This window comes from Streptomyces sp. ID05-39B (genome assembly GCF_033794725.1).
Lineage (GTDB): Bacteria > Actinomycetota > Actinomycetes > Streptomycetales > Streptomycetaceae > Streptomyces > Streptomyces bobili.
Genome location: NZ_JARGEF010000164.1, coordinates 1 through 19,133, shown reverse-complemented (window position 1 = coordinate 19,133; position 19,133 = coordinate 1). Strand labels below are relative to the sequence as shown.

The following is a 19,133-nucleotide window of genomic DNA, read 5'->3' as shown; positions in this document are numbered from 1 at the left end:
GCCTCCCGCCGGACCCCCGTCGGTCTCTCGGCGCGGTCACAAGTGACCCGTGAGTCACATTGGCTTGCGCCGGTGACCGGGACGCCGATCGCCGGCACGTAGTCGTGCATTCACATAAGCGCCGCTCACGGGCCTCACGGATTTTCCGTGAAGGAATGCGTGGCCGTCGCGGGAATTGATCACCGCCTGTTCGGCCGCCTGTGTGATCAATTCCGGAAACGGCCAGGATCCGACTCCGGACACCGAACGGAGTAGCGGAAGTCGCACATCCGGAAGCGGACATTTGGGGATGTTCGGACGCTCGAAGGGGCCTTCGGGCGTACGTGACGTACGTGTTTCGCCCCCCGCGGAGAGCCGCTCCGACCTGCGAATACCTCGTTCCGCCGCCCGGCCGCAGCACGTTCCTGTTGCTGTTGTCAAGCCCTGAGATATGCCCTGACCTGCGAAAACGCCATTCAGAACCCGAAGTTTCCGTGTTACTCTGGATAGCCACGGAAGGGGTACCTGTCACATGACGTTCAAGGTTGGCGACACCGTGGTCTATCCCCATCACGGGGCCGCGCTGATCGAGGCCATCGAAACTCGCCAGATCAAAGGCGTGGACAAGACCTACTTGGTGCTGAAGGTCGCCCAGGGTGACCTGACGGTACGTGTGCCAGCGGACAATGCGGAGTTCGTGGGCGTGCGTGATGTGGTCGGTCAGGACGGGCTGGACCGGGTCTTCGAGGTGCTGCGCGCGCCGTATGCCGAGGAGCCCACGAACTGGTCGCGTCGTTACAAGGCAAATCTGGAGAAGCTCGCCTCCGGCGATGTCATCAAGGTCGCGGAAGTCGTGCGTGACCTGTGGCGTCGTGAGCGTGAGCGCGGACTCTCCGCCGGTGAGAAGCGCATGCTCGCCAAGGCCCGCCAGATTCTGGTGAGTGAGCTCGCGCTCGCGGAGAACACGAACGAGGACAAGGCCGAGGCGCTCCTCGACGAGGTCCTCGCGTCCTGACGCCGAGACCTTCCGGCCTCAGCTCAGCTCGCTCAGTGCAGTGAACATGCCGCAGTGCCCGATGACGTATCCCCGTCGCCGGGCGCTGCGGCATATTCATGCCCAGACGCCGAACGCCGACGCGTATGCCGCGCGCACACCTGTGCCGCGTATACCTATACGCAAGCCGGTGCGTGTTCACCGCGGCAGCCCCCGAAGCGGAAGCAGCCGCCGAAGTCCTCGCGTGCCGGACCGCTTGTCGCCTCGACCGGGGTCACGGAAGGGTCCGGTCAAGGCGTCGAGCCAGGCACGCTGTCTCCGTACCCACGTAGGCCGAGCACACAAACCTGACAGGAACCGATGTCTGACGATTCGCTTCCCGCCCCCGCCCCCGTCCGCACGGCCGCGGTGATCCCGGCCGCCGGCCGGGGCGTACGCCTCGGTCCGGGCGCCCCCAAGGCGCTCCGCACGCTGGGCGGGACACCCATGCTGATCCACGCGGTGCGCGCCCTCGCCGCCTCCCGTTCCGTCTCCCTCGTGGTCGTCGTGGCCCCGCCGGACGGCGCGGCCGAGGTGAAGTCGCTGCTCGACGCGCACGCGCTGCCCGACCGCACCGACTTCGTCGTCGTCCCCGGCGGCGAGACCCGCCAGGAGTCGGTGAAGCTCGGCCTCGACGCGCTGCCGCCCGGCCACGACATCGTGCTCGTGCACGACGCAGCCCGGCCGCTCGTCCCCGTGGACACCGTCGACGCCGTGATCGAGGCCGTGCGCGAGGGCGCCCCGGCCGTCGTACCGGGGCTGCCGCTCGCCGACACCGTCAAGGAGGTCGAACCGGCCGCGGTCCCCGGCGGGCCCGAACCGGTCGTCGCCACGCCCGAGCGGTCGCGGCTGCGGGCCGTGCAGACGCCGCAGGGCTTCGACCGGGCCACCCTGCTGCGCGCCCACGAGACGGTCACCGACGAGGTGACCGACGACGCCGGCATGGTCGAGCGGCTCGGCCTGACCGTCGTGGTCGTCCCCGGTCACGAGGAGGCCTTCAAGGTCACCCGCCCGCTGGACCTCGTCCTCGCGGAGGCCGTCCTCGCCCGCAGGAGGCTCATCGATGGCTACTGAGGCCACCCCGGTGCCGCCCGTGCTGCCCCGGGTCGGGATCGGCACCGACATCCACGCCTTCGAGGAGGGCCGCGAGCTGTGGTGCGCGGGTCTGAAGTGGGAGGGCGAGGGGCCGGGCCTGGCCGGACACTCCGACGCGGACGTCGTCGCGCACGCCGCGTGCAACGCGCTGTTCTCCGCCGCCGGGCTCGGTGACCTCGGCCGGCACTTCGGCACCGGCCGCCCCGAGTGGTCCGGCGCCTCGGGCGTGACGCTGCTGACGGAGGCGGCCCGGATCGTCCGCGCGGCCGGCTTCGTCATCGGCAACATCGCCGTGCAGGTCGTCGGCCCCCGCCCCAAGATCGGCAAGCGCCGCGACGAGGCGCAGAAGATCCTCTCCGAGGCGGCGGGAGCCCCGGTGTCGGTGTCGGGCGCCACGACGGACGGGCTGGGTTTCCCCGGCCGGGACGAGGGCCTGATGGCGGTGGCGACGGCGCTCGTGGTGCGCCAGGGCTGAGGACGTGGTCATGGCGGAGCGAACCAGCGGTCGCGCCGGGGCCGTTGCCCGGCGTCGGAGTCCGGTCCCGGTGGCGGGAAGCCGTGTGTCCCCACCGGTCCCCGGCACACCGCATGCCCGTACCCGTGAAAGGTGTCGGGCACTCGCCCACGCCCACTACCCTGGAGTGGTGACTATTCGCCTGTACGACACCAGCGCCCGGCAGATTCGTGACTTCGCCCCGCTCACACCGGGTTGTGTCTCGATCTACCTGTGTGGTGCCACCGTGCAGGCGGCCCCGCACATCGGGCACATCCGCTCCGGCCTGAACTTCGACATCATGCGCCGCTGGTTCGCCCACCGCGGCTACGACGTCACGTTCATCCGCAACGTCACCGACATCGACGACAAGATCATCGCCAAGTCGCATGACCAGGACCGGCCCTGGTGGTCCATCGGGTACGAGAACGAGCGGGCCTTCGAGGACGGCTATCGCGCCCTCGGCTGCCTCCCGCCGACGTACGAGCCGCGGGCCACCGGGCATGTCCCGGAGATGATCGAGATGATGCGCGGGCTCATCGAACGCGGCCACGCCTACGAGGCCGACGGCAGCGTCTACTTCGACGTGCGTTCCTTCCCCGGCTATCTGGCGCTGTCCAACCAGGACATCGACGACCTGCGCCAGCCCACCGAGGAGGGCATCACCGGCAAGCGCGACCCGCGCGACTTCGCGATGTGGAAGGCCGGCAAGCCGGGTGAGCCCGACTGGGAGACGCCGTGGGGCCGCGGCCGTCCCGGCTGGCACCTGGAGTGCTCGGCGATGGCCCACAAGTACCTGGGCTCCGCCTTCGACATCCACGGCGGCGGCCTGGACCTGATCTTCCCCCACCATGAGAACGAGATCGCCCAGGCCAAGGCCTACGGCGACGAGTTCGCGCGGTACTGGGTGCACAACGCCTGGGTCACCATGAGCGGCGAGAAGATGTCCAAGTCGCTCGGGAACAGCGTCCTGGTCTCCGAGATGGTCAAGCAGTGGCGCCCGATCGTGCTGCGCTACTACCTGGGCACCCCGCACTACCGCTCGATGATCGAGTACAGCGAGGAGGCCCTGCGCGAGGCCGAGTCCGCGTTCGCGCGGATCGAGGGCTTCGTGCAGCGCGTCGTCGAGCTGGCCGGGGGAGCCGTCGAGCCGGCCGCCGAGGTGCCGCCCGCCTTCGCCGAGGCGATGGACGACGACCTGGGCGTCCCGCAGGCGCTGGCCATCGTGCACACCACCGTCCGGCAGGGCAACTCCGCCCTCGCCGCCGACGACAAGGACGCCGCTGTGGCCCGCCTCGCCGAGGTGCGCGCCATGCTCGGCGTCCTCGGCCTGGACCCCCTCGACCCGCACTGGGCCGGGGAGAGCGATCGGGGCGAGGACCTGCACGGCGTCGTCGACACCCTCGTCCGCATGGTCCTCGACCAGCGGGAGGCGGCGCGCGGCCGCAAGGACTGGGCCACCGCGGACGCCATTCGCGACCAGCTCAACCAGTCGGGCCTGACCATCGAGGACGGGCCCCAGGGCCCGCGCTGGACGCTCGGCCAGCGTTGAGCGCCCTCTTGATCGATCCTTGATGCATTCTTGATCGATTGTGCCGCCCGGGTGTCCGGGCGGCACACTGCATTACGTACGTACGCACGCTTCACGACAGACGGGTAGGTCATGGCAGCCAACAACCGCCGCATGTCCGGCAAGAAGGGCGCGCAGGTCGGCAGTGGCGGCCAGCGGCGCCGGGGCCTGGAGGGCAAGGGTCCGACCCCGCCCGCCGAGATGCGCAAGGGGCACAAGAAGAACCGCCTCGCCACCTCGAAGGCCAAGCAGACCGCGCGCCGTCCTGCGCCGCGCGGCCGGGCCGGCCGGTCGCCGTCCGAGCTGGTCGTCGGCCGCAACCCGGTCGTCGAGGCGCTGCGCGGCGGCGTGCCCGCCTCCACCCTGTACGTCCAGCAGTTCATCGACAACGACGAGCGGGTGCGCGAGGCGCTCCAGCTCGCGGCCGAGCGCGGCGGCATCAACCTCATGGAGGCCCCGCGCCCCGAGCTCGACCGCATGACGAACGGCCTCAACCACCAGGGCCTGGTCCTCCAGGTCCCGCCGTACGAGTACGCGCACCCCGAGGACCTGGCGAACGCCGCCTACGACGCCGGCCAGGACCCGCTGATCGTCGCCCTCGACGGCGTGACCGACCCGCGCAACCTCGGCGCGGTCGTCCGCTCGGTCTCCGCGTTCGGCGGCCATGGCGTCGTCGTCCCGGAGCGTCGCGCGGCCGGCATGACCGCCGGTGCCTGGAAGACGTCCGCCGGTGCGGCCGCCCGTACGCCGGTGGCCCGCGCCACCAACCTCACGCGCGCCCTGGAGGCGTACAAGAAGGCCGGTATGACGATCGTCGGTCTGGCCGCCGACGGCGAGGCCGAGGTCGGTGACCTGGCGGCCCTGAGCGGCCCGGTCGTCATCGTCGTGGGCAGCGAGGGCAAGGGCCTGTCCCGCCTGGTCGGCGAGACCTGCGACCACCGGGTACGGATCTCCATGCCGGGCGGCGCGGAGTCGCTCAACGCCGGTGTGGCGGCGGGCATCGTCCTGTACGAGGCGGCTCGACACCGGGCCTGAGTCGGTTCGCAGCTGACGGACGGGCGATCGAACGCCCGTCCGTCAGCTCACCCGTGCGGGGTAATTCCGGCGCGTCGGACAACCTTGACGCTGTCCGGACAGATCAGGCGGGTCAAGGCAGTGTCCTAAACACACATCACTCGGTTAGATGAGTGTGGACACCAGAACACCCCGCACACCCACGGGGGACCTCTCGTCGGGCTTCGACGACGCTCCCGCGCTGAGCATGGTGAAGGTGCCGAGCGACCCGGCGCAGATCATCGTCAATCACGCGAGCTTCCGCGTGCAGCTGGGGGCGTCGGCACGGCGCAGTCAATCCCCGCGGGTCGCGCGGCACGCGAGCGCAGCCGAGGACACCGCGCGCATCCCCGTCGCCGGGGCCGCCCGTCGTCGCCCGGTCGTGTGGAGCGGCCGGTCCGCACCGGACGACACCGGGGCCCACCGGCTGCTCCAGGCCGTGCGGGCAGGCAGCGTCGGCCACGGCGAACCGCCCGCCGCCGACGCCGGAGCCACCCAGGTCATCCCCCGCGTCGGGATCGACGCCGGCTATGACGGCGACCTCACCGCGCAGACCATGGAAACCCCGCTCGTCGGCGCCCAGCGCACCCACGGCGACGGCGAGCAGCGGATCCTGCCGCAGATGCGCACCGCCGGCAGCGCCTACGACGAACCCGGCTATGACGGGCCCGGTTACGACGAGCCCGGTTACGGCCGCCCGGACCACGACGACAACAGGTTCGAGGAGTTCGCCGAGGCCGCCGCCGCGGCGGACGCCGGCTCGTACGGCAGACGGCACAGCGGCGACCCGGCCCGGCACGCCTACTTCCCCGGCCGCCGGATGAACCTCGGCGTCGTCCTGCTGCCGCTGCGGATCCTCCTCGGCTTCATCTCCATCTACGCCGGCATGGGCAAGCTGTGCGACCCGGTCTACTTCGACGGCGGCAAGCGCGGCTCCATGGTGACCTGGCTCAACACCCTGCACCCGTGGGAAGTCGCCGAGCCGCTGCGCCAGTTCGCCCTGCACCACCCCATCGGTTCAGGCCTCGTCATCGCCTTCCTCCAGGTCGTCGTGGGCGTCCTCACCGTCCTGGGCTGCTGGCAGCGGATCGCCGCCGGCATCGGCGCCATGCTCTCCGCCGCGCTCATCCTCACCGTCAGCTGGAAGACCGTCCCGGTCTACGAGACGCCCGACATCATCTACCTCGCCGCCTGGTCGCCGCTGATCATCGCCGGCGCCCCCGTCTACTCCGTCGACGGCCGCCTCGCGGCCGGTGCCTGGAGGCGCCTCGGTCCTCGGTCCGACCTGTGGGAACTGCGCCGCTACGTGCTGCGCCGCGGCGCCCTCGTCACGGCGATCGTCGTCGGGCTCACCCTGCTCATCGGGTCGCTCCTCGGCAGTGCCGTCCGCGACTCCGATCGCGTCGTCGTCCCCGGTCCGGGCGAGGCCCCGCGCAACGAACTGCCCGGCTCGCCGCTCCCCGAGGAGTCCGACGGGCGCCGGCCGAGCCGGACGCCGTCCGCGTCCACCTCGCCGACCCAGGGCAGCACGTCCGAGGCCCCGACCCAGGACGAGGACTCGGCTCCGGACGCCACACGGGACACCGAGACCGCCACGAGCGGCCCCAGCCAGACCCAGGGCTCCGGCGGCGAGGCCCCGCCGGAGCAGTCCAGCCCGGTCGAGGAGGCCCCCAGCACCACCTCGGGACCCACCTCCGGCGGCACCAGCGGCTCCGGCTCCACCGGCGGCCCGGACGGCGGCTCCCCGTCGGCGGAACGCCCGGGACTGGTCGGCGGCCTGCTGGGCTAGCCCCCGCCCCCACGACGACGGCCCCGCTCGCGCGAGAAGCGAGCGGGGCCGTCGTCGTCATAGGAAGTCCGTGCAGGAGTCCGCGGAGAAGCCCGGGTGGAAGTCTGTCGGGCCGTCAGCGGCCCAGTGCCGCCAGCTCCCTGGCCGCCTCCGTGAGGTCCTTCGCGGTGTCGATGGCGCGCCAGTACGCGCCCTGCGGGATCGGGAACCCGGCCAGCCGCCGCTCACGGGCGAGATGCGGGAACGTGGTCCGCTCGTGGTCCCCGCGCTCGGGCAGCAGCCCGGCGAACTCGGGGGAGAAGACGTAGACGCCGGCGTTGATCTCGTACGTCGTGGGCGGGGCCTCGATGAAGTCGGTGATGTGGCCGAAGCCGTCCGTCTGCACGGCGCCCCACGGGATGCGCGGCCGGGCCAGCGCGAGGGTGGCGACGGCGTCGCGCTCGGTGTGGAAGTCCGCCATGTCGCGCAGCGAGAAGCGGGTCCAGATGTCGCCGTTGGTGGCGTACCAGGGCCGCTCCGGGTGCGGGAGGCGGGCGGCCGCGTACTTCAGGCCGCCGCCGCGGCCGAGGGGCTCGGTCTCGACGACCGTGGTGACCTTCAGGGGCAGGTCGGCGGAGGCGAGCCAGTTCTCCAGGACGTCGGCGAGGTGGCCGCAGGAGACCACGACGTCGGTCACGCCCTCCTCGGCGAGCCAGCCCAGCTGGTGGCCGATGATCGGCGTCCCCGTCCCGGGGATCTCGACCATCGGCTTGGGCCGGTCGTCGGTGTAGGGACGCAGCCGGGACCCCTGGCCGCCGGCCAGGATGACGGCTTGCGTGGGTCGGGACGCGGCGCGCGGATCGGTCATGCCCGAACTGTACGCGGCGCCCCGTTCCCGTCGAGAGGGTCCCCTGGGGGCCTCCAACGCCCTAGTGGTGCGCCGCCAGGACGCCCGAGGCGAAGGAGGTGTCGCAGACCGGGCGGGCGTACGACTGGGCGCGTGAGGGGCCGTAGATGCGGACGGCGGCCCGGCCCAGGGAGCGGGCGATGGAGGTGCAGTGCTTCGCCAGGGACGGCCTGCCGTTCACCGCGGCCTGGAGATGGGTCAGGGCGGTCCCCGGGTCCTTCTCCTGGAGTTCGGTCAGCAGCTGGTCGCGCAGGACGTCCTGCGGGGCCTTGGAGGCGCCGTGCGAGGTGCGGTGGGCGGTGGAGATGTCGGAGGCGGTGAGCACCGAATCCGAGGGGTTCCCCGACCAGTTGACCCGGGTGACCGCGAGGGTCCCCGAGAGCACCATGACGACGGGCAGGACGAGGGCGAGCGAGCGGCCGATCCGTCGGGCGGGGCCCTGGCCGCGTCGCGACGGTTGGGTGGCGGAGTGCTTCACGGAGTGCTTCACGCGTGTGAGGGTAGCGCGGGGTAATGATTTGGCGACATTTAGTCACCCGGTCGGGGGATGAAGGAGTGCGTCTTTTTGGGTAGTGGGTTGACGTTCGCGCTCGAAAGGCCCGTTGTGCCGGGGTTTTTCGGCCTTCCGGAGGGTGGATGCGAGAAGGGCCCCGCGGCAGCCGCCGCGGGGCCCTTCTCACGTTGCTCGGGTCAGTCGGAGAGGCGCGCGCCCGAGGACGTCGAGAACACGTGGGTCTCGCCCGCGCGCGGCACGACGTGCAGCGTGCTGCCCTTCTCGGGGACGTTGCGGCCGCCGACGCGGACGACGAGGTCCTTCGTCTCGGAGCCGACCGTGGCGGTGCCGTAGACGAAGGCGTCGGAGCCCAGCTCCTCGACCACGTTCACGACGACCGCGAGACCCTGCTCGGTGTCGGGGCCGGCCACGTCGAAGTGCTCGGGGCGGACGCCGACGGTGACCGTCTTGTCGGTGGCGGCGGAGAGCGCGTCACGCTGGACCGGCACGACCGACTTGCCGAACTTCACGCCGCCGTCGGCGATCGGGACCTCGACGAGGTTCATCGCCGGGGAACCGATGAAGCCGGCCACGAACAGGTTCGCCGGACGGTCGTACATGTTGCGCGGGGTGTCGACCTGCTGGAGCAGACCGTCCTTGAGGACCGCCACCCGGTCGCCCATGGTCAGGGCCTCGACCTGGTCGTGGGTGACGTACACGGTGGTGATGCCGAGGCGGCGCTGCAGCGAGGCGATCTGCGTACGCGTCGACACGCGGAGCTTGGCGTCCAGGTTGGACAGCGGCTCGTCCATGAGGAAGACCTGGGGCTCACGCACGATGGCGCGGCCCATGGCGACACGCTGGCGCTGACCGCCGGACAGGGCCTTCGGCTTGCGGTCCAGGTAGTCGGTGAGGTCGAGGATCTTCGCGGCCTCCTCGACCTTCTGCCGGATCTCCGCCTTGTTGACGCCGGCGATCTTGAGCGCGAAGCCCATGTTGTCGGCGACGGTCATGTGCGGGTAGAGCGCGTAGTTCTGGAACACCATGGCGATGTCCCGGTCCTTAGGCGGCAGGTGCGTGACGTCGCGGTCGCCGATGCGGATGGCGCCGCCGTTCACGTCCTCGAGCCCCGCGAGCATGCGGAGCGAGGTGGACTTGCCGCAGCCCGACGGTCCGACCAGGACGAGGAACTCGCCGTCCTCGATGTCGATCTCGAGTGCGTCGACGGCGGGCTTGGTGGAACCCGGGTAGATCCGGGTCGCCTTGTCGAACGTGACAGTGGCCATGGTGATGGGCCCCCTTCTACCGGCAGGAACGTGCCGGACGATCCGTTGTAGGAAGGTGGTGAGCCGTCCCGGACAGGGCCCGGGAAGGTGTAGTCCACATAAGTGAACCGGATCTGGACGGTACCTGGCGTTCGCCTGATCTGTCAGTACCCCAAGGCATGTGAACTTCGCGGAAATTTTCGGCAGGGGCCCCCGGCGACCTGGGTACACTGCTCGGGCGCGTTCGCGGACGCGAGCGCGCACGCCTCCTTAGCTCAGTGGTAGAGCACCGCTCTTGTAAAGCGAAGGTCGTCGGTTCGAATCCGACAGGGGGCTCTTCTTCTCCCGTGGGTTCTTCTCCGTGGGTTCTTCTGCTGCTGCCGGCTTCTTCCTGTCGGTTTCTTCCTGGCGGATTCTTCCGGTCGGTCGGTCGGGTCAGGGCTCCAGGACGACCTTGCCTGTCGTGCGGCGGGTTTCCAGGGCTTGGTGGGCGGTGGCCGCCTCGCGCAGGGGGAAGCGGTGGACGGACGGGGTGAGGCGGCCGGTGGCGGCCTCGGTGAGGGCGCGCAGTTCCAGGGGGCGCAGGCCGCCCGCCTTCTCCAGCATCACCGGGCCGAGGACCGACTGTGAGACGCCTTCCACGAAGTAGCCCTCGCCGTCCTTGATGCCCTCCGCCGACCAGCCGAAGACGAGGTGCGTGCCGCCGGGGCCGAGCAGTGCCACCGCCTCGCGGGCGACCTCGCCGCCGACGCCGTCGAACACAACGGTGGCGGGCCGGCCGCCCAGGAAGGCGCGGACCTTGTCCGGCCAGGCGGGGTCCCTGTAGTCGACGGCGAGGTCGGCGCCGTTCTCCCGGACGAGGGCCGTCTTCTCGGGGCCGCCCGCGAGACCGACGACCGTGGCGCCCGCGTTCTTCGCGTACTGCACGAGCAGGGTGCCGATACCGCCCGCGGCGGCCGGGACGACGGCCACCGTGTCGGGGCCCGGCTCGGCGAACTGAAGGATCCCCAGCGCCGTGCGGCCCGTGCCGATCATCGCGACCGCCTGGGCGGCGTCCAGGTTCTGCGGGATCTCGTGGACGCGGTCGACGTCGGTGACGGCGAGTTCGGCGTAGCCGCCGGGGGCGAAACCGAGGTGGGCGACGACGCGCCTGCCGAGCCATACGCCGTCCACGCCCTCGCCGAGGGACTCGACGACCCCGGCGACCTCACGGCCGGGGACGGTCGGCAGCGCCGTCGGCTGCTGCTGCGGGCCCTGATGACCCTCGCGCAGGGCGGTGTCCAGCAGGTGCACACCGGCAGCCTGGACGGCGATACGGACCTGGCCCGGCTCCGGGCGGGGGTCCTCGACCTCCTCCCAGGTGAGGTTCTCGGCCGGGCCGAAGGCGTGCAGGCGTACGGCGTGCATGGGGTCCCCCAGGATCGCTCGCGTGTGTGGCGTGTGCGGCGTGTGCGGTGTGCGTGGTGTCGTCGCGTGGTGCTGTCCGTCCGGCCACTCTGCGACCTCAAGCGTGCTTGAGGTCAAGGGTGTTCCGGCCGAGGGCGAGGGAGACGGCCGTCAGGGCGCTGGTGAAGGACACCTCCGACAGCACGCCCGGCGAGGCCACCTGGTCGCCCACCAGAAAGACGCCGTCGCCGCGCTCGACGGCCGGGCGGTCCCGCCAGCTGGTGCCCGGCAGGTCCACCGCGCCCGTACGGCCCGCCGCGACCGCCTCCCTGCGCCAGGTCACCCGCTCGCGCCAGCCCGGAAACCCCAGGTCGAGAAGGTGCTCGGCACGGGCGATGCCCACCGCCCTGGTCTCGCCGGGGCCGATCGGGATCTGCCCCTGGATCAGCTGTTCACCGGCCGGGGCGAGGGTGTGGTCCTGCGCGGAGAAGCGCTCGATCCAGCCGGGCGCGTCCAGGTCGGAGACGGCGAAGGCGTCCCCGGCGGAGGTCCCCCCGATCGAGCGGAGCCGAGAGCGGGGGACGCTGCGTACGGCGAGGTCGATCAGGGCGGTACGGCCGCTCGGCCAGGTCAGGGAGTCGTCCCGGAGCAGGTGGCGGGCGGCGTCGAGGGAGGTCGCGACGATGACCGGCGTGTCGGTGGGGAGGGTGTCGACACGGGAGAGGGTCTCCATCCGCACCCCGAGGTTCCACGCTCGGCCGGCCATCCGGTCGATGAGCGCACCCCAGCCGCCGCGCGGGTAGTGCGCCTCGGGCGGCAGCTTGGTGGCGCGGCGCAGGCGTTCCTGCACGAACGCGGCGGACAGTGCGCCGGGGTCGTGGTGGAAGAGGGCGACGGCGCAGTAGTGCGCGGCGGCGCGGGCGCCCTCCTCGCCGGCCAGCTCGGTCGCCCAGGTCAGGAAGTCGACGTCGATGGGCGCGGGGCGGCGGACACCGGCGCGCAGCAGTTTGAGCATGGCGAGCGGCGGGGTGCGGCGCAGGGCGCCCCGGTGGTGCAGCCGCAGCCGGGCGGCCTCCAGCGGCGGGAGCGGGGCGAGCGCTCCGATGAGGTCGCGCTGCCGGAGCCAGGTCCAGTGCGGGCCGCCGTTGTAGAGGGCGTGCGGGCCCTCGTTCGTCCGGTAGGGGCCGTCGGCGGTGCGGGCCCGCCCGCCGAGGGTGTGATGGGCCTCGTGCAGGGTGACCTTGGCACCCGCCTCGGTGGCGGCGATGGCGGCGGTGAGGCCGGCGAAGCCACCGCCGATCACGGTGATGTGGCGCATGGGCTCTCCGTGTGTGGTGAGACGGCCGGGAGGGCCGGGTGATGTCCGGTGCCTTTGCCGGATAGGACCGCCGGTGGGCCGGGATTTGTGACATGGCGGGCGTTCGCGCTGGTCAGCGGGATTGTCAGTGGTGGGGTGCAGCATGGGGGCATGGCGAGGACGGGTGCGGGTGGCGGGAGCAGGGCCGGGACGGCCGCGGGCGGTGGCAGCCGGGTGAAGGGTGCGCGGCGGCCGGAGGTGCGGCTGCCGCCGCTGGAGCCGTACGACGGTGGGGGGCTGGAGCCCGACGGGGACTATGACGGGCTGGAGTTCGGGGGGAGAGACCTGTCCGGACAGGACGGTGGGGGCGCCCGTTTCATGGACTGCGCGCTGTCGGCCTGCGTGCTGGACGGGACGCGGCTGCACCACGCCCGCCTGCTCGACTCCGTGCTCACCGGCATCCGCGGGGTCGGCACGAACCTGGCCGAGTCGACCCTGCGTGACGTCGAGCTGATCGACGCCCGCCTGGGTGGGACGCAGTTGCACGGGGCGGTCCTGGAGCGGGTCCTGATCCGTGGCGGCAAGATCGACTACCTGAATCTGCGTCAGGCCCGGCTGAGGGACGTCGTCTTCCAGGGATGTGTGCTGGTCGAGCCGGACTTCGGGGGCGCCCGCCTGGAGCGCGTGGAGTTCGTGGACTGTGCCCTGAAGTCGGCCGACTTCACCGCGGCGACGCTCACGGACGCGGACCTGCGCGGCGCGACGGAACTGGGCATCGCGGGAGGCCTGGACCGCCTGTCCGGCGCGGTGATCAACACGGGTCAGCTACTGGATCTGGCACCGATCCTGGCCGCTGAGCTGGGGATCAGAGTGGAGGACTGAGGGGGTGCCGTGGCCGGCGGGGGTGCAGCTGCCCGGCCGGGGAACTCTGGCTCACAGGGGATGCCGGCGGAGGTTCTGATGGTGCTCGGCTCGGCGTGGTTCGGCGCGGCCGACGCGGGGCGGCCCGAGGGGGGCCAGGAGGTCGGCGAGCCTCGCTATGGGTGGGGTGCCGCTCAGGCCAGTCGGGGGAAGCGTGCCTGGAGGGTCCAGATCGCCGGGTTCTCGCCCAGGTCGTCGTGCAGGTCGACCAGGTCGGCGATCAGGTCGTGCAGGAAGTCGCGGGCCTCGCGGCGCAGCTCGGTGTGGGAGAAGTTCAGCGGGGGTTCCTCGGCCGGCATCCAGTCGGCCTCGATGTCGACCCAGCCGAAGCGGCGCTCGAAGAGCATGCGGTCGCTGGACTCGGTGAAGTCCAGTTCCGCGTGCTGGGGGCGGGAGGCGCGGGAGCCCTTCGGGTCCTGGTCGAGCTGCTCGACGATGTCGCACAGCGCCCACGCGAAGTCGAGCACCGGCACCCATCCCCAGGCTGTGGACAGCTCGCGGTCGGCCTTGGTGTCGGCCAGGTAGACGTCCCCGCAGAACAGGTCGTGCCGCAGCGCGTGGACGTCCGCGCGGCGGTAGTCGGTCTGCGGGGGGTCGGGAAAGCGGTTGGAGAGGGCGTAGCCGATGTCGAGCACGTACGTGATGGTGTCACGGCCCCGCGGGGGCGGGCGCCCGCCGAGATCCCGGACATTGCCCCGGCCCTCGCGGCTCCTGATCCGCGCGGCTCGTGGATTCCCGTGCCCTGCCCGTATCTCTGACATGCCCTGATCCGTGCGGCTCGTGGATTCCTGTGCCTTGCCCGGATCTCTGACATGTCCTGATCCGTTCGCGCCTAAGATCGTTCACATGTCCCGATCCGCGCGCCTTGTCAGGGCCGTCGCCGTGGCCGCCGTCTGGGGCCTCGCCCTGCCGCTCGCCCTCGCCGGGTGCGAGGCGGGCGACGGGGGCGGGTCGCACGACGTCGGCGCCCCGGGGCTCGGTGACCCGTACTTCCCGAAGGCGGGCAACGGCGGCTACGACGTCCGGCACTATGACCTCGACCTCGCCTACGACCCCACCGGCCACCGCCTGTCCGGCACCGCCCGCGTCACCGCCCGTGCCACGGAAGCCCTCTCCGCCTTCCATCTCGACCTGAAGGGGATGACGGTCGAGAAGGTCACCGTCGAGGGCAGTGCGGCGACCTTCGACCGCGACGGGCAGGAGCTGACCGTCCGTCCCGAGGACCGACTCGGCAAGGGGGAGACCTTCGAGGTCACCGTGCGCTACTCCGGCCGCCCGGAGACGATCCGCGACCCGGACGGCTCGGAGGAGGGCTGGCTCAGGACGGCCGACGGGGCGCTCGCGCTGGGCGAACCGACCGGCTCCATGGCCTGGTTCCCCGGCAATCACCACCCCTGCGACAAGGCGTCGTACGACATCCGGGTCAGCGTGCCGCAAGGCCTTACGGCCGTGTCCAACGGGGAGTTGAGGAGCGAGCGGACCACCGGCGGCCGTACGACGTTCGCCTGGCGCACCGCCGAACCCATGGCGAGCTATGTCGCCACGCTCGCGATCGGCCGCTACGCCGTCACGCGTTCCACCACCGGGGACGGGGTGCCGGTGTACGTCGCCGTCGACCCCGCCCAGGCCGCCGCGAGCCGCACCGCGCTGGCCCGGCTGCCCGAGGTCATGGAGTGGGCGGCCCACAACTTCGGCCCGTACCCCTTCTCCTCCACCGGCGCGATCGTCGACCGCCCGAGCGACTCCGCGTACGCCCTGGAGACCCAGAACCGCCCGGTCTTCCCTGGCGCCCCGGGAGTCGACCTCCTCGTCCACGAACTCGCCCACCAGTGGTTCGGCAACTCCGTGACCCCCAGAACCTGGCGGGACATGTGGCTGAACGAGGGCTTCGCGACCTACGCGGAGTGGCTGTGGGCGGAGGACGAGGGCGGGCCCACCGCCGAGGAGACCTTCACCGAGCGGTACGAGCACGGCGAGGACACCTACGAGGACCTCTGGGACTTCCCGCCCGCGAAGCCCACGAGCGCCGCGGACGTCTCCGCGGACCCGGTCTACCAGCGCGGCGCGATGGTCGTCCACAAGATCCGGCAGACCCTCGGCGACGACGCCTTCTACGACCTCGTCCAGGGCTGGACCGCCACCCACCGCCATGGCAACGCCGACACCGCGGACTTCACCGCGTATGTGGAGAAGCAGGCCCCGGACCAGGACTTCGAGCCGATCTGGCGCGACTGGCTGTACGGGACGGGCAAGCCGGAGAGCCCCTGACCCGCCGCTACCGTGGCCTCGCCGCTACCGGGGCCGGCGCGAGGTGTCCCAGGCGTCGAGCCGCCCGGCGAGGCCCTCCGGCCACACCGGCTCCGCCTCCTCGGCCAGCTCCTCGCGGCTTCACCAGCGCCAGGTGAGGATGCCGTCGGTGGCGTGGGCGGCGGCGAGACCGGGCGCGGCGGGGTTCTCGGCGCGGGCCGGGGGTGACGTAGATGTGCTCGTGCTGGTGGACGGGGATGGTGAGACGACACCTCCGTCGAACCGCCGCGCCGTACAAAGGACTTGTTGCAAAGACACCGTTGCAACGATCTCTTTGTAGGCCTACTCTGTATGCATGAACGAGCCCCAGGACCCACAGGTCCGTACCCTCGATGCCCGCTCCCTGCGTGGGCTCGCGCACCCCTTGCGTATGCAGCTGCTGGACGCGCTGCGCTTCGGCGGTCCGGCCACCGCGTCCCAACTCGCCGAGAGGCTGGGCGAGTCGAGCGGTGCCACCAGCTACCACCTGCGACAGCTCGCCGCCCACGGCTTCATCGAGGACGACCCGGAGCGGGGCAAGGGCCGGGAGCGGTGGTGGAAGGCGGCCCACAAAGGCCTGCGCTTTGACGACGCCCTGCTCGCGGACACCAGCCCGGACGTACGCGGGGCCGCCGACACGTACCTCCATGAGGTCGCGACCACCCAGGCCCGGGACCTGTCGACCTGGCTCGGCAACCGCCACGCATGGCCGGAAGAGTGGAACCGCACCTGGGACATGAGCAGCGCGACGCTACGGCTGACGCCCGAACTCGCCCGAGAACTCGTCGAGAAGATGCACGCGCTCGTCGACACCTACCGCGACCGGGCCACCGAAGAGGGCGACGCCGACACCGCTCACGTACGCGTCCAGACACGCGCATTCCCCCTCACCACGGAATGAGAGGCCACAGCCCGATGCACCCGCATACGCACCTCGCCCTGCACCACGTCCGCGCTGCCGAACTCCGTGCCGAAGCCGACGCGTACCGTCTCGCCGCCGCGGCCAGGGCCCCTCGGCGCTCCCGGGACCTTCGGGACCTCCGGACCCGCCTCGGCTGGACCCTCGTGGAGGTCGGCCTGCGACTGGCCACCCCGCCCAGGACCGCAGCCGCTGTTCCCTAGCCGTGGAGGAGAAGTGATTGCCTCGGGGGTACTGGTCACGTTGGCTGGGCGGGATGGCAGAACTGCGTACCGATCGCCTCGTCCTGCGCCGATGGCGTGACTCCGACCTCGAACCGTGGGCGGCGATGAATGCCGATCCGGAGGTTCGAGAGCAAGCGGCGGCCGAAGTCAAGAGGTACGGGCAGCTGCTCGACAATGCGGAGAGGCTGTCACTGGGGGAGGGCGAGTCCCGTCAGTTCATCCATGACATCGCGCGCGAACTCTAAGGATCTGCAATGTCAGTGCAGTGGCAGAAGTCGACCTTCTCCGGCGTCGCGGGCGAGAACTGTATAGAGATATCCCGAGCCGAACCCCTCCTCCTTCTCCGCGAGAGCGACGACCCCACCGCCGTGCTGTGGGCGTCCCCCGAGGGCCTGTCGGCCCTGATACGTCGGATCAAGGCCGAGGCCTAGGCGGAGTCACCCGCACTCCGTTCCTCGCGGACCGCACGCCGAGCCACTGTTCGGCGTCCCAGGCCTGGAACCGCTCTACCTCTATGAATCCCAGCTTCGCCGCGAGGTGCATCGAGCCGACGTTGGCGGTCTGGGTGGTGAGCACCACCGGCTCGCCGGGGAGGGCGCCGTCGAACCATTCCAGTGCTGCCGCGCACGCCTCGGTGGCGTAGCCGGATCCCCAGGCTCGCGGCAGGAACAGGTAGCCGAGATCGGCCTTCCCCGCAGCAGCCGGGCGTTGGTGAACCGGTGCTCTCCTGAGCAGGATCTGGCCGATCATCGCCCCGCCGAGATGGACGATGAAACTCCCGGGCCACCGCTCGGGCGCCTCGGGCAGCTCGCGCTCGAGCTCGTCACGCGGGCGGGGGCCGCCGAGGTAGGTGTGCACCTCCGGCGAGGCGAGCAGTTCGATGAACGCCGCACGGTCCCGGGGCTCGGGCTCACGGAGCACGAGCCGTTCGGTCGCTATCGGGGCTGGTGGCCAGGTGACGGGCCCGAGGTCGGTCATGCCGTCAGCGAATCAGCAGGCTCGGCAGCGATCAAGGCCCGCGGGGTCGATCAAGTCACCGGCCCGGGTCCCACCTCACCGACGGGCCGGGTCCCACAGGCCGCGCCCGCCGGAGGCGCGCGGAGCCCTCGACCGGCTGGGAAGCCGCTGGCGAATCCGCTCGGCGGACGCTGATTGGCAGATACGGGCCGGCGATCTGCCGTTTCTACGGCGTGTCTCTGGCCCGGATCTGCCAATTCCGTACGACACCGGAGCCCCCGGCCGGCTGGACGGGGGCTCCGGTGAAGAGGGTGAGACGCGAACTCAGACGTTGACGCCGAAGTCCTGGGCGATGCCCACCAGGCCCGAGGCGTAGCCCTGGCCGACCGCGCGGAACTTCCACTCGGCGCCGTTGCGGTACAGCTCGCCGAAGACCATGGCCGTCTCCGTCGCCGCGTCCTCGGAGAGGTCGTAGCGGGCGATCTCGGCGCCGCCGGCCTCGTTCAGGATGCGGATGTAGGCGTTGCGGACCTGGCCGAAGTTCTGCGAGCGGTTCTCGGCGTCGTAGATCGAGACCGGGAAGACGATCTTGTCGATGTCGGCCGGGAGACCCGCGAGGTTGACCTTGATCGCCTCGTCGTCGCCCGCGCCCTCGCCGGTGCGGTTGTCACCGGTGTGGACGATGGTCTGGTCCGGCGTCTGCTTGTTGTTGAAGAAGATGAAGTGGGCTTCGGAGTAGACCTTGCCCTCCGGGTTGACCGCGATCGCCGAGGCGTCGAGGTCGAAGTCCGTGCCGGTGGTGGTGCGGACGTCCCAGCCGAGGCCCACGGTGACGGCGGTCAGGCCCGGAGCCTCCTTGGTGAGCGAGACGTTGCCACCCTTGGACAGGCTTACAGCCATTTTTGGGAGTCCTTCCCTAGTTCTGTGACGGGCACGAAGCTACAGCTACCCCTATGAACGCCGCGAGGGGCGCTCAAGGTTCCCCGTGTCTTTACTTTCTTTGCCAAACCCTAATTCGCGTGACGTGGACGGGTCAGGCAGGGGAACATGTACGGCATGTCCGGTCCCCATGTCATCAGAGGCTCCGTAGCCCTTCCCGAGGCCGAGCTGGTGTGGCGTTTCTCGCGCTCCTCGGGGCCCGGCGGGCAGCACGTCAACACCAGCGACTCGCAGGTGGAGCTGCGTTTCGACCTGGCGCGCACCGAGGCGCTGCCCGAGGTGTGGAAGGAGCGCGCGCTGGAGCGGCTCGCCGGGCGCCTCGTCGACGGCGTCATCTCGGTCCGCGCCTCCGAGCACCGTTCCCAGTGGCGCAACCGCGAGGCCGCCGCCGTACGCCTGGCGGCCCTGCTCGCCGAGGCCACGGCGCCGCCGCCCAAGCCGCGCCGCCCCACCCGCATCCCGCGCGGGATCAACGAACGCCGGCTGCGGCAGAAGAAGCAGCGGTCGGACACCAAGCGGGGGAGGACGGGGCGGGACTGGGGATGAGG

At 71.2% G+C, this 19,133-nt stretch carries 21 protein-coding genes, 1 tRNA gene and 1 pseudogene; 14 read left to right on the top strand and 9 right to left on the bottom strand.

Annotation, left to right across the window (positions count from 1 at the left end; genetic code table 11):
• Positions 1 to 511: 511 nt before the first annotated feature.
• The 6 genes from P1P75_RS28450 (at position 512) to P1P75_RS28425 (ending at position 7,012) form a co-directional block, all read left to right on the top strand.
• A complete protein-coding gene (locus tag P1P75_RS28450; protein ID WP_003953493.1) occupies positions 512 to 994 on the top strand; it encodes a CarD family transcriptional regulator in 483 nt (160 codons plus the stop codon).
• A 339-nt stretch (positions 995 to 1,333) separates the two neighbouring features.
• Entirely contained in the window at positions 1,334 to 2,086 is a 753-nt protein-coding gene (ispD, locus tag P1P75_RS28445) for a 2-C-methyl-D-erythritol 4-phosphate cytidylyltransferase (RefSeq protein ID WP_319260585.1), read from the top strand.
• The gene (gene ispF / locus P1P75_RS28440) at positions 2,076 to 2,582 is read left to right on the top strand and encodes a 2-C-methyl-D-erythritol 2,4-cyclodiphosphate synthase (RefSeq protein ID WP_319260581.1); all 507 of its coding nucleotides are present in this window, start codon (positions 2,076 to 2,078) and stop codon (positions 2,580 to 2,582) included. Before ispD ends, ispF begins: the two co-directional genes overlap by 11 nt.
• Before the next feature lie 169 nt (positions 2,583 to 2,751).
• Positions 2,752 to 4,152, top strand: coding sequence for a cysteine--tRNA ligase (cysS, locus tag P1P75_RS28435; RefSeq protein WP_319260578.1), 1,401 nt, complete (start codon positions 2,752 to 2,754; stop codon positions 4,150 to 4,152).
• 111 nt (positions 4,153 to 4,263) lie between these two features.
• The gene (gene rlmB / locus P1P75_RS28430; protein WP_319260575.1) at positions 4,264 to 5,205 is read left to right on the top strand and encodes a 23S rRNA (guanosine(2251)-2'-O)-methyltransferase RlmB; all 942 of its coding nucleotides are present in this window, start codon (positions 4,264 to 4,266) and stop codon (positions 5,203 to 5,205) included.
• Positions 5,206 to 5,353: 148 nt separating this feature from the next.
• Positions 5,354 to 7,012, top strand: a complete 1,659-nt coding sequence (locus P1P75_RS28425; RefSeq protein WP_319260572.1) for a DoxX family membrane protein — start codon at positions 5,354 to 5,356, stop codon at positions 7,010 to 7,012.
• 115 nt (positions 7,013 to 7,127) lie between these two features.
• Here P1P75_RS28425 and P1P75_RS28420 read toward each other — a convergent pair whose 3' ends face one another.
• The 3 genes from P1P75_RS28420 to P1P75_RS28410 form a co-directional block, all read right to left on the bottom strand.
• Positions 7,128 to 7,859, bottom strand: a complete 732-nt coding sequence (locus tag P1P75_RS28420) for a nucleotidyltransferase family protein (RefSeq protein WP_319260570.1) — start codon at positions 7,857 to 7,859, stop codon at positions 7,128 to 7,130.
• 61 nt (positions 7,860 to 7,920) lie between these two features.
• Positions 7,921 to 8,376, bottom strand: a complete 456-nt coding sequence (locus P1P75_RS28415) for a hypothetical protein (RefSeq protein WP_319260589.1) — start codon at positions 8,374 to 8,376, stop codon at positions 7,921 to 7,923.
• 212 nt (positions 8,377 to 8,588) lie between these two features.
• Entirely contained in the window at positions 8,589 to 9,677 is a 1,089-nt protein-coding gene (locus P1P75_RS28410; RefSeq protein WP_319260568.1) for a sn-glycerol-3-phosphate ABC transporter ATP-binding protein UgpC, read from the bottom strand.
• 243 nt (positions 9,678 to 9,920) lie between these two features.
• On the opposite strand from P1P75_RS28410, the gene P1P75_RS28405 reads away from it, so the two are divergent.
• Positions 9,921 to 9,992: transfer RNA gene (locus tag P1P75_RS28405), tRNA-Thr, on the top strand.
• A 99-nt stretch (positions 9,993 to 10,091) separates the two neighbouring features.
• Here the strand turns inward: P1P75_RS28405 and P1P75_RS28400 are convergent.
• Together P1P75_RS28400 and P1P75_RS28395 are read right to left on the bottom strand one after the other, a co-directional pair.
• Positions 10,092 to 11,063: a zinc-binding dehydrogenase gene (locus tag P1P75_RS28400; protein WP_319260566.1), complete on the bottom strand. Its 972-nt coding sequence runs from the start codon at positions 11,061 to 11,063 to the stop codon at positions 10,092 to 10,094.
• Positions 11,064 to 11,160: 97 nt separating this feature from the next.
• Positions 11,161 to 12,360 carry an NAD(P)-binding protein gene (locus P1P75_RS28395; RefSeq protein WP_319260562.1) on the bottom strand — a complete coding sequence of 400 codons (1,200 nt, stop codon included), beginning with the start codon at positions 12,358 to 12,360 and terminating at the stop codon, positions 11,161 to 11,163.
• 150 nt (positions 12,361 to 12,510) lie between these two features.
• Here P1P75_RS28395 and P1P75_RS28390 point away from each other — a divergent pair, with 150 nt between their 5' ends.
• The gene (locus tag P1P75_RS28390; RefSeq protein WP_319260560.1) at positions 12,511 to 13,221 is read left to right on the top strand and encodes a pentapeptide repeat-containing protein; all 711 of its coding nucleotides are present in this window, start codon (positions 12,511 to 12,513) and stop codon (positions 13,219 to 13,221) included.
• A gap of 173 nt (positions 13,222 to 13,394) precedes the next feature.
• On the opposite strand, the gene P1P75_RS28385 is transcribed toward P1P75_RS28390, so the two are convergent.
• Entirely contained in the window at positions 13,395 to 13,895 is a 501-nt protein-coding gene (locus P1P75_RS28385; RefSeq protein ID WP_319260587.1) for a hypothetical protein, read from the bottom strand.
• 211 nt (positions 13,896 to 14,106) lie between these two features.
• Here P1P75_RS28385 and P1P75_RS28380 point away from each other — a divergent pair, with 211 nt between their 5' ends.
• On the top strand, positions 14,107 to 15,528 hold the full coding sequence (locus P1P75_RS28380; protein WP_319260556.1) for a M1 family metallopeptidase: 1,422 nt from the start codon (positions 14,107 to 14,109) through the stop codon (positions 15,526 to 15,528).
• A gap of 120 nt (positions 15,529 to 15,648) precedes the next feature.
• On the opposite strand, the gene P1P75_RS28375 is transcribed toward P1P75_RS28380, so the two are convergent.
• Entirely contained in the window at positions 15,649 to 15,825 is a 177-nt protein-coding gene (locus P1P75_RS28375) for a hypothetical protein (protein WP_319260553.1), read from the bottom strand.
• A gap of 37 nt (positions 15,826 to 15,862) precedes the next feature.
• Between P1P75_RS28375 and P1P75_RS28370 the strand changes: the two genes are divergently transcribed.
• The 4 genes and pseudogenes from P1P75_RS28370 (at position 15,863) to P1P75_RS28355 (ending at position 17,120) form a co-directional block, all read left to right on the top strand.
• Positions 15,863 to 16,447 (top strand): helix-turn-helix domain-containing protein, encoded by a 585-nt coding sequence (locus P1P75_RS28370; RefSeq protein ID WP_319260551.1) that lies wholly within the window; start codon positions 15,863 to 15,865, stop codon positions 16,445 to 16,447.
• A 14-nt stretch (positions 16,448 to 16,461) separates the two neighbouring features.
• On the top strand, positions 16,462 to 16,668 hold the full coding sequence (locus P1P75_RS28365; protein WP_319260548.1) for a hypothetical protein: 207 nt from the start codon (positions 16,462 to 16,464) through the stop codon (positions 16,666 to 16,668).
• Between the two features lie 53 nt (positions 16,669 to 16,721).
• Positions 16,722 to 16,820, top strand: a pseudogene (locus P1P75_RS28360) (GNAT family N-acetyltransferase); the annotation flags it as partial.
• Positions 16,821 to 16,943: 123 nt separating this feature from the next.
• Positions 16,944 to 17,120, top strand: a complete 177-nt coding sequence (locus P1P75_RS28355; RefSeq protein ID WP_319260545.1) for a DUF397 domain-containing protein — start codon at positions 16,944 to 16,946, stop codon at positions 17,118 to 17,120.
• Here P1P75_RS28355 and P1P75_RS28350 read toward each other — a convergent pair.
• Entirely contained in the window at positions 17,104 to 17,667 is a 564-nt protein-coding gene (locus P1P75_RS28350) for a GNAT family N-acetyltransferase (RefSeq protein ID WP_319260542.1), read from the bottom strand. The two genes, P1P75_RS28355 and P1P75_RS28350, sit on opposite strands and share 17 nt — an antisense overlap.
• A gap of 303 nt (positions 17,668 to 17,970) precedes the next feature.
• Entirely contained in the window at positions 17,971 to 18,546 is a 576-nt protein-coding gene (locus P1P75_RS28345) for a TerD family protein (RefSeq protein ID WP_266458676.1), read from the bottom strand.
• A 156-nt stretch (positions 18,547 to 18,702) separates the two neighbouring features.
• Between P1P75_RS28345 and arfB the strand changes: the two genes are divergently transcribed.
• Positions 18,703 to 19,131: an alternative ribosome rescue aminoacyl-tRNA hydrolase ArfB gene (gene arfB / locus P1P75_RS28340; protein WP_266458673.1), complete on the top strand. Its 429-nt coding sequence runs from the start codon at positions 18,703 to 18,705 to the stop codon at positions 19,129 to 19,131.
• The last annotated feature ends 2 nt before the right edge of the window (positions 19,132 to 19,133 follow it).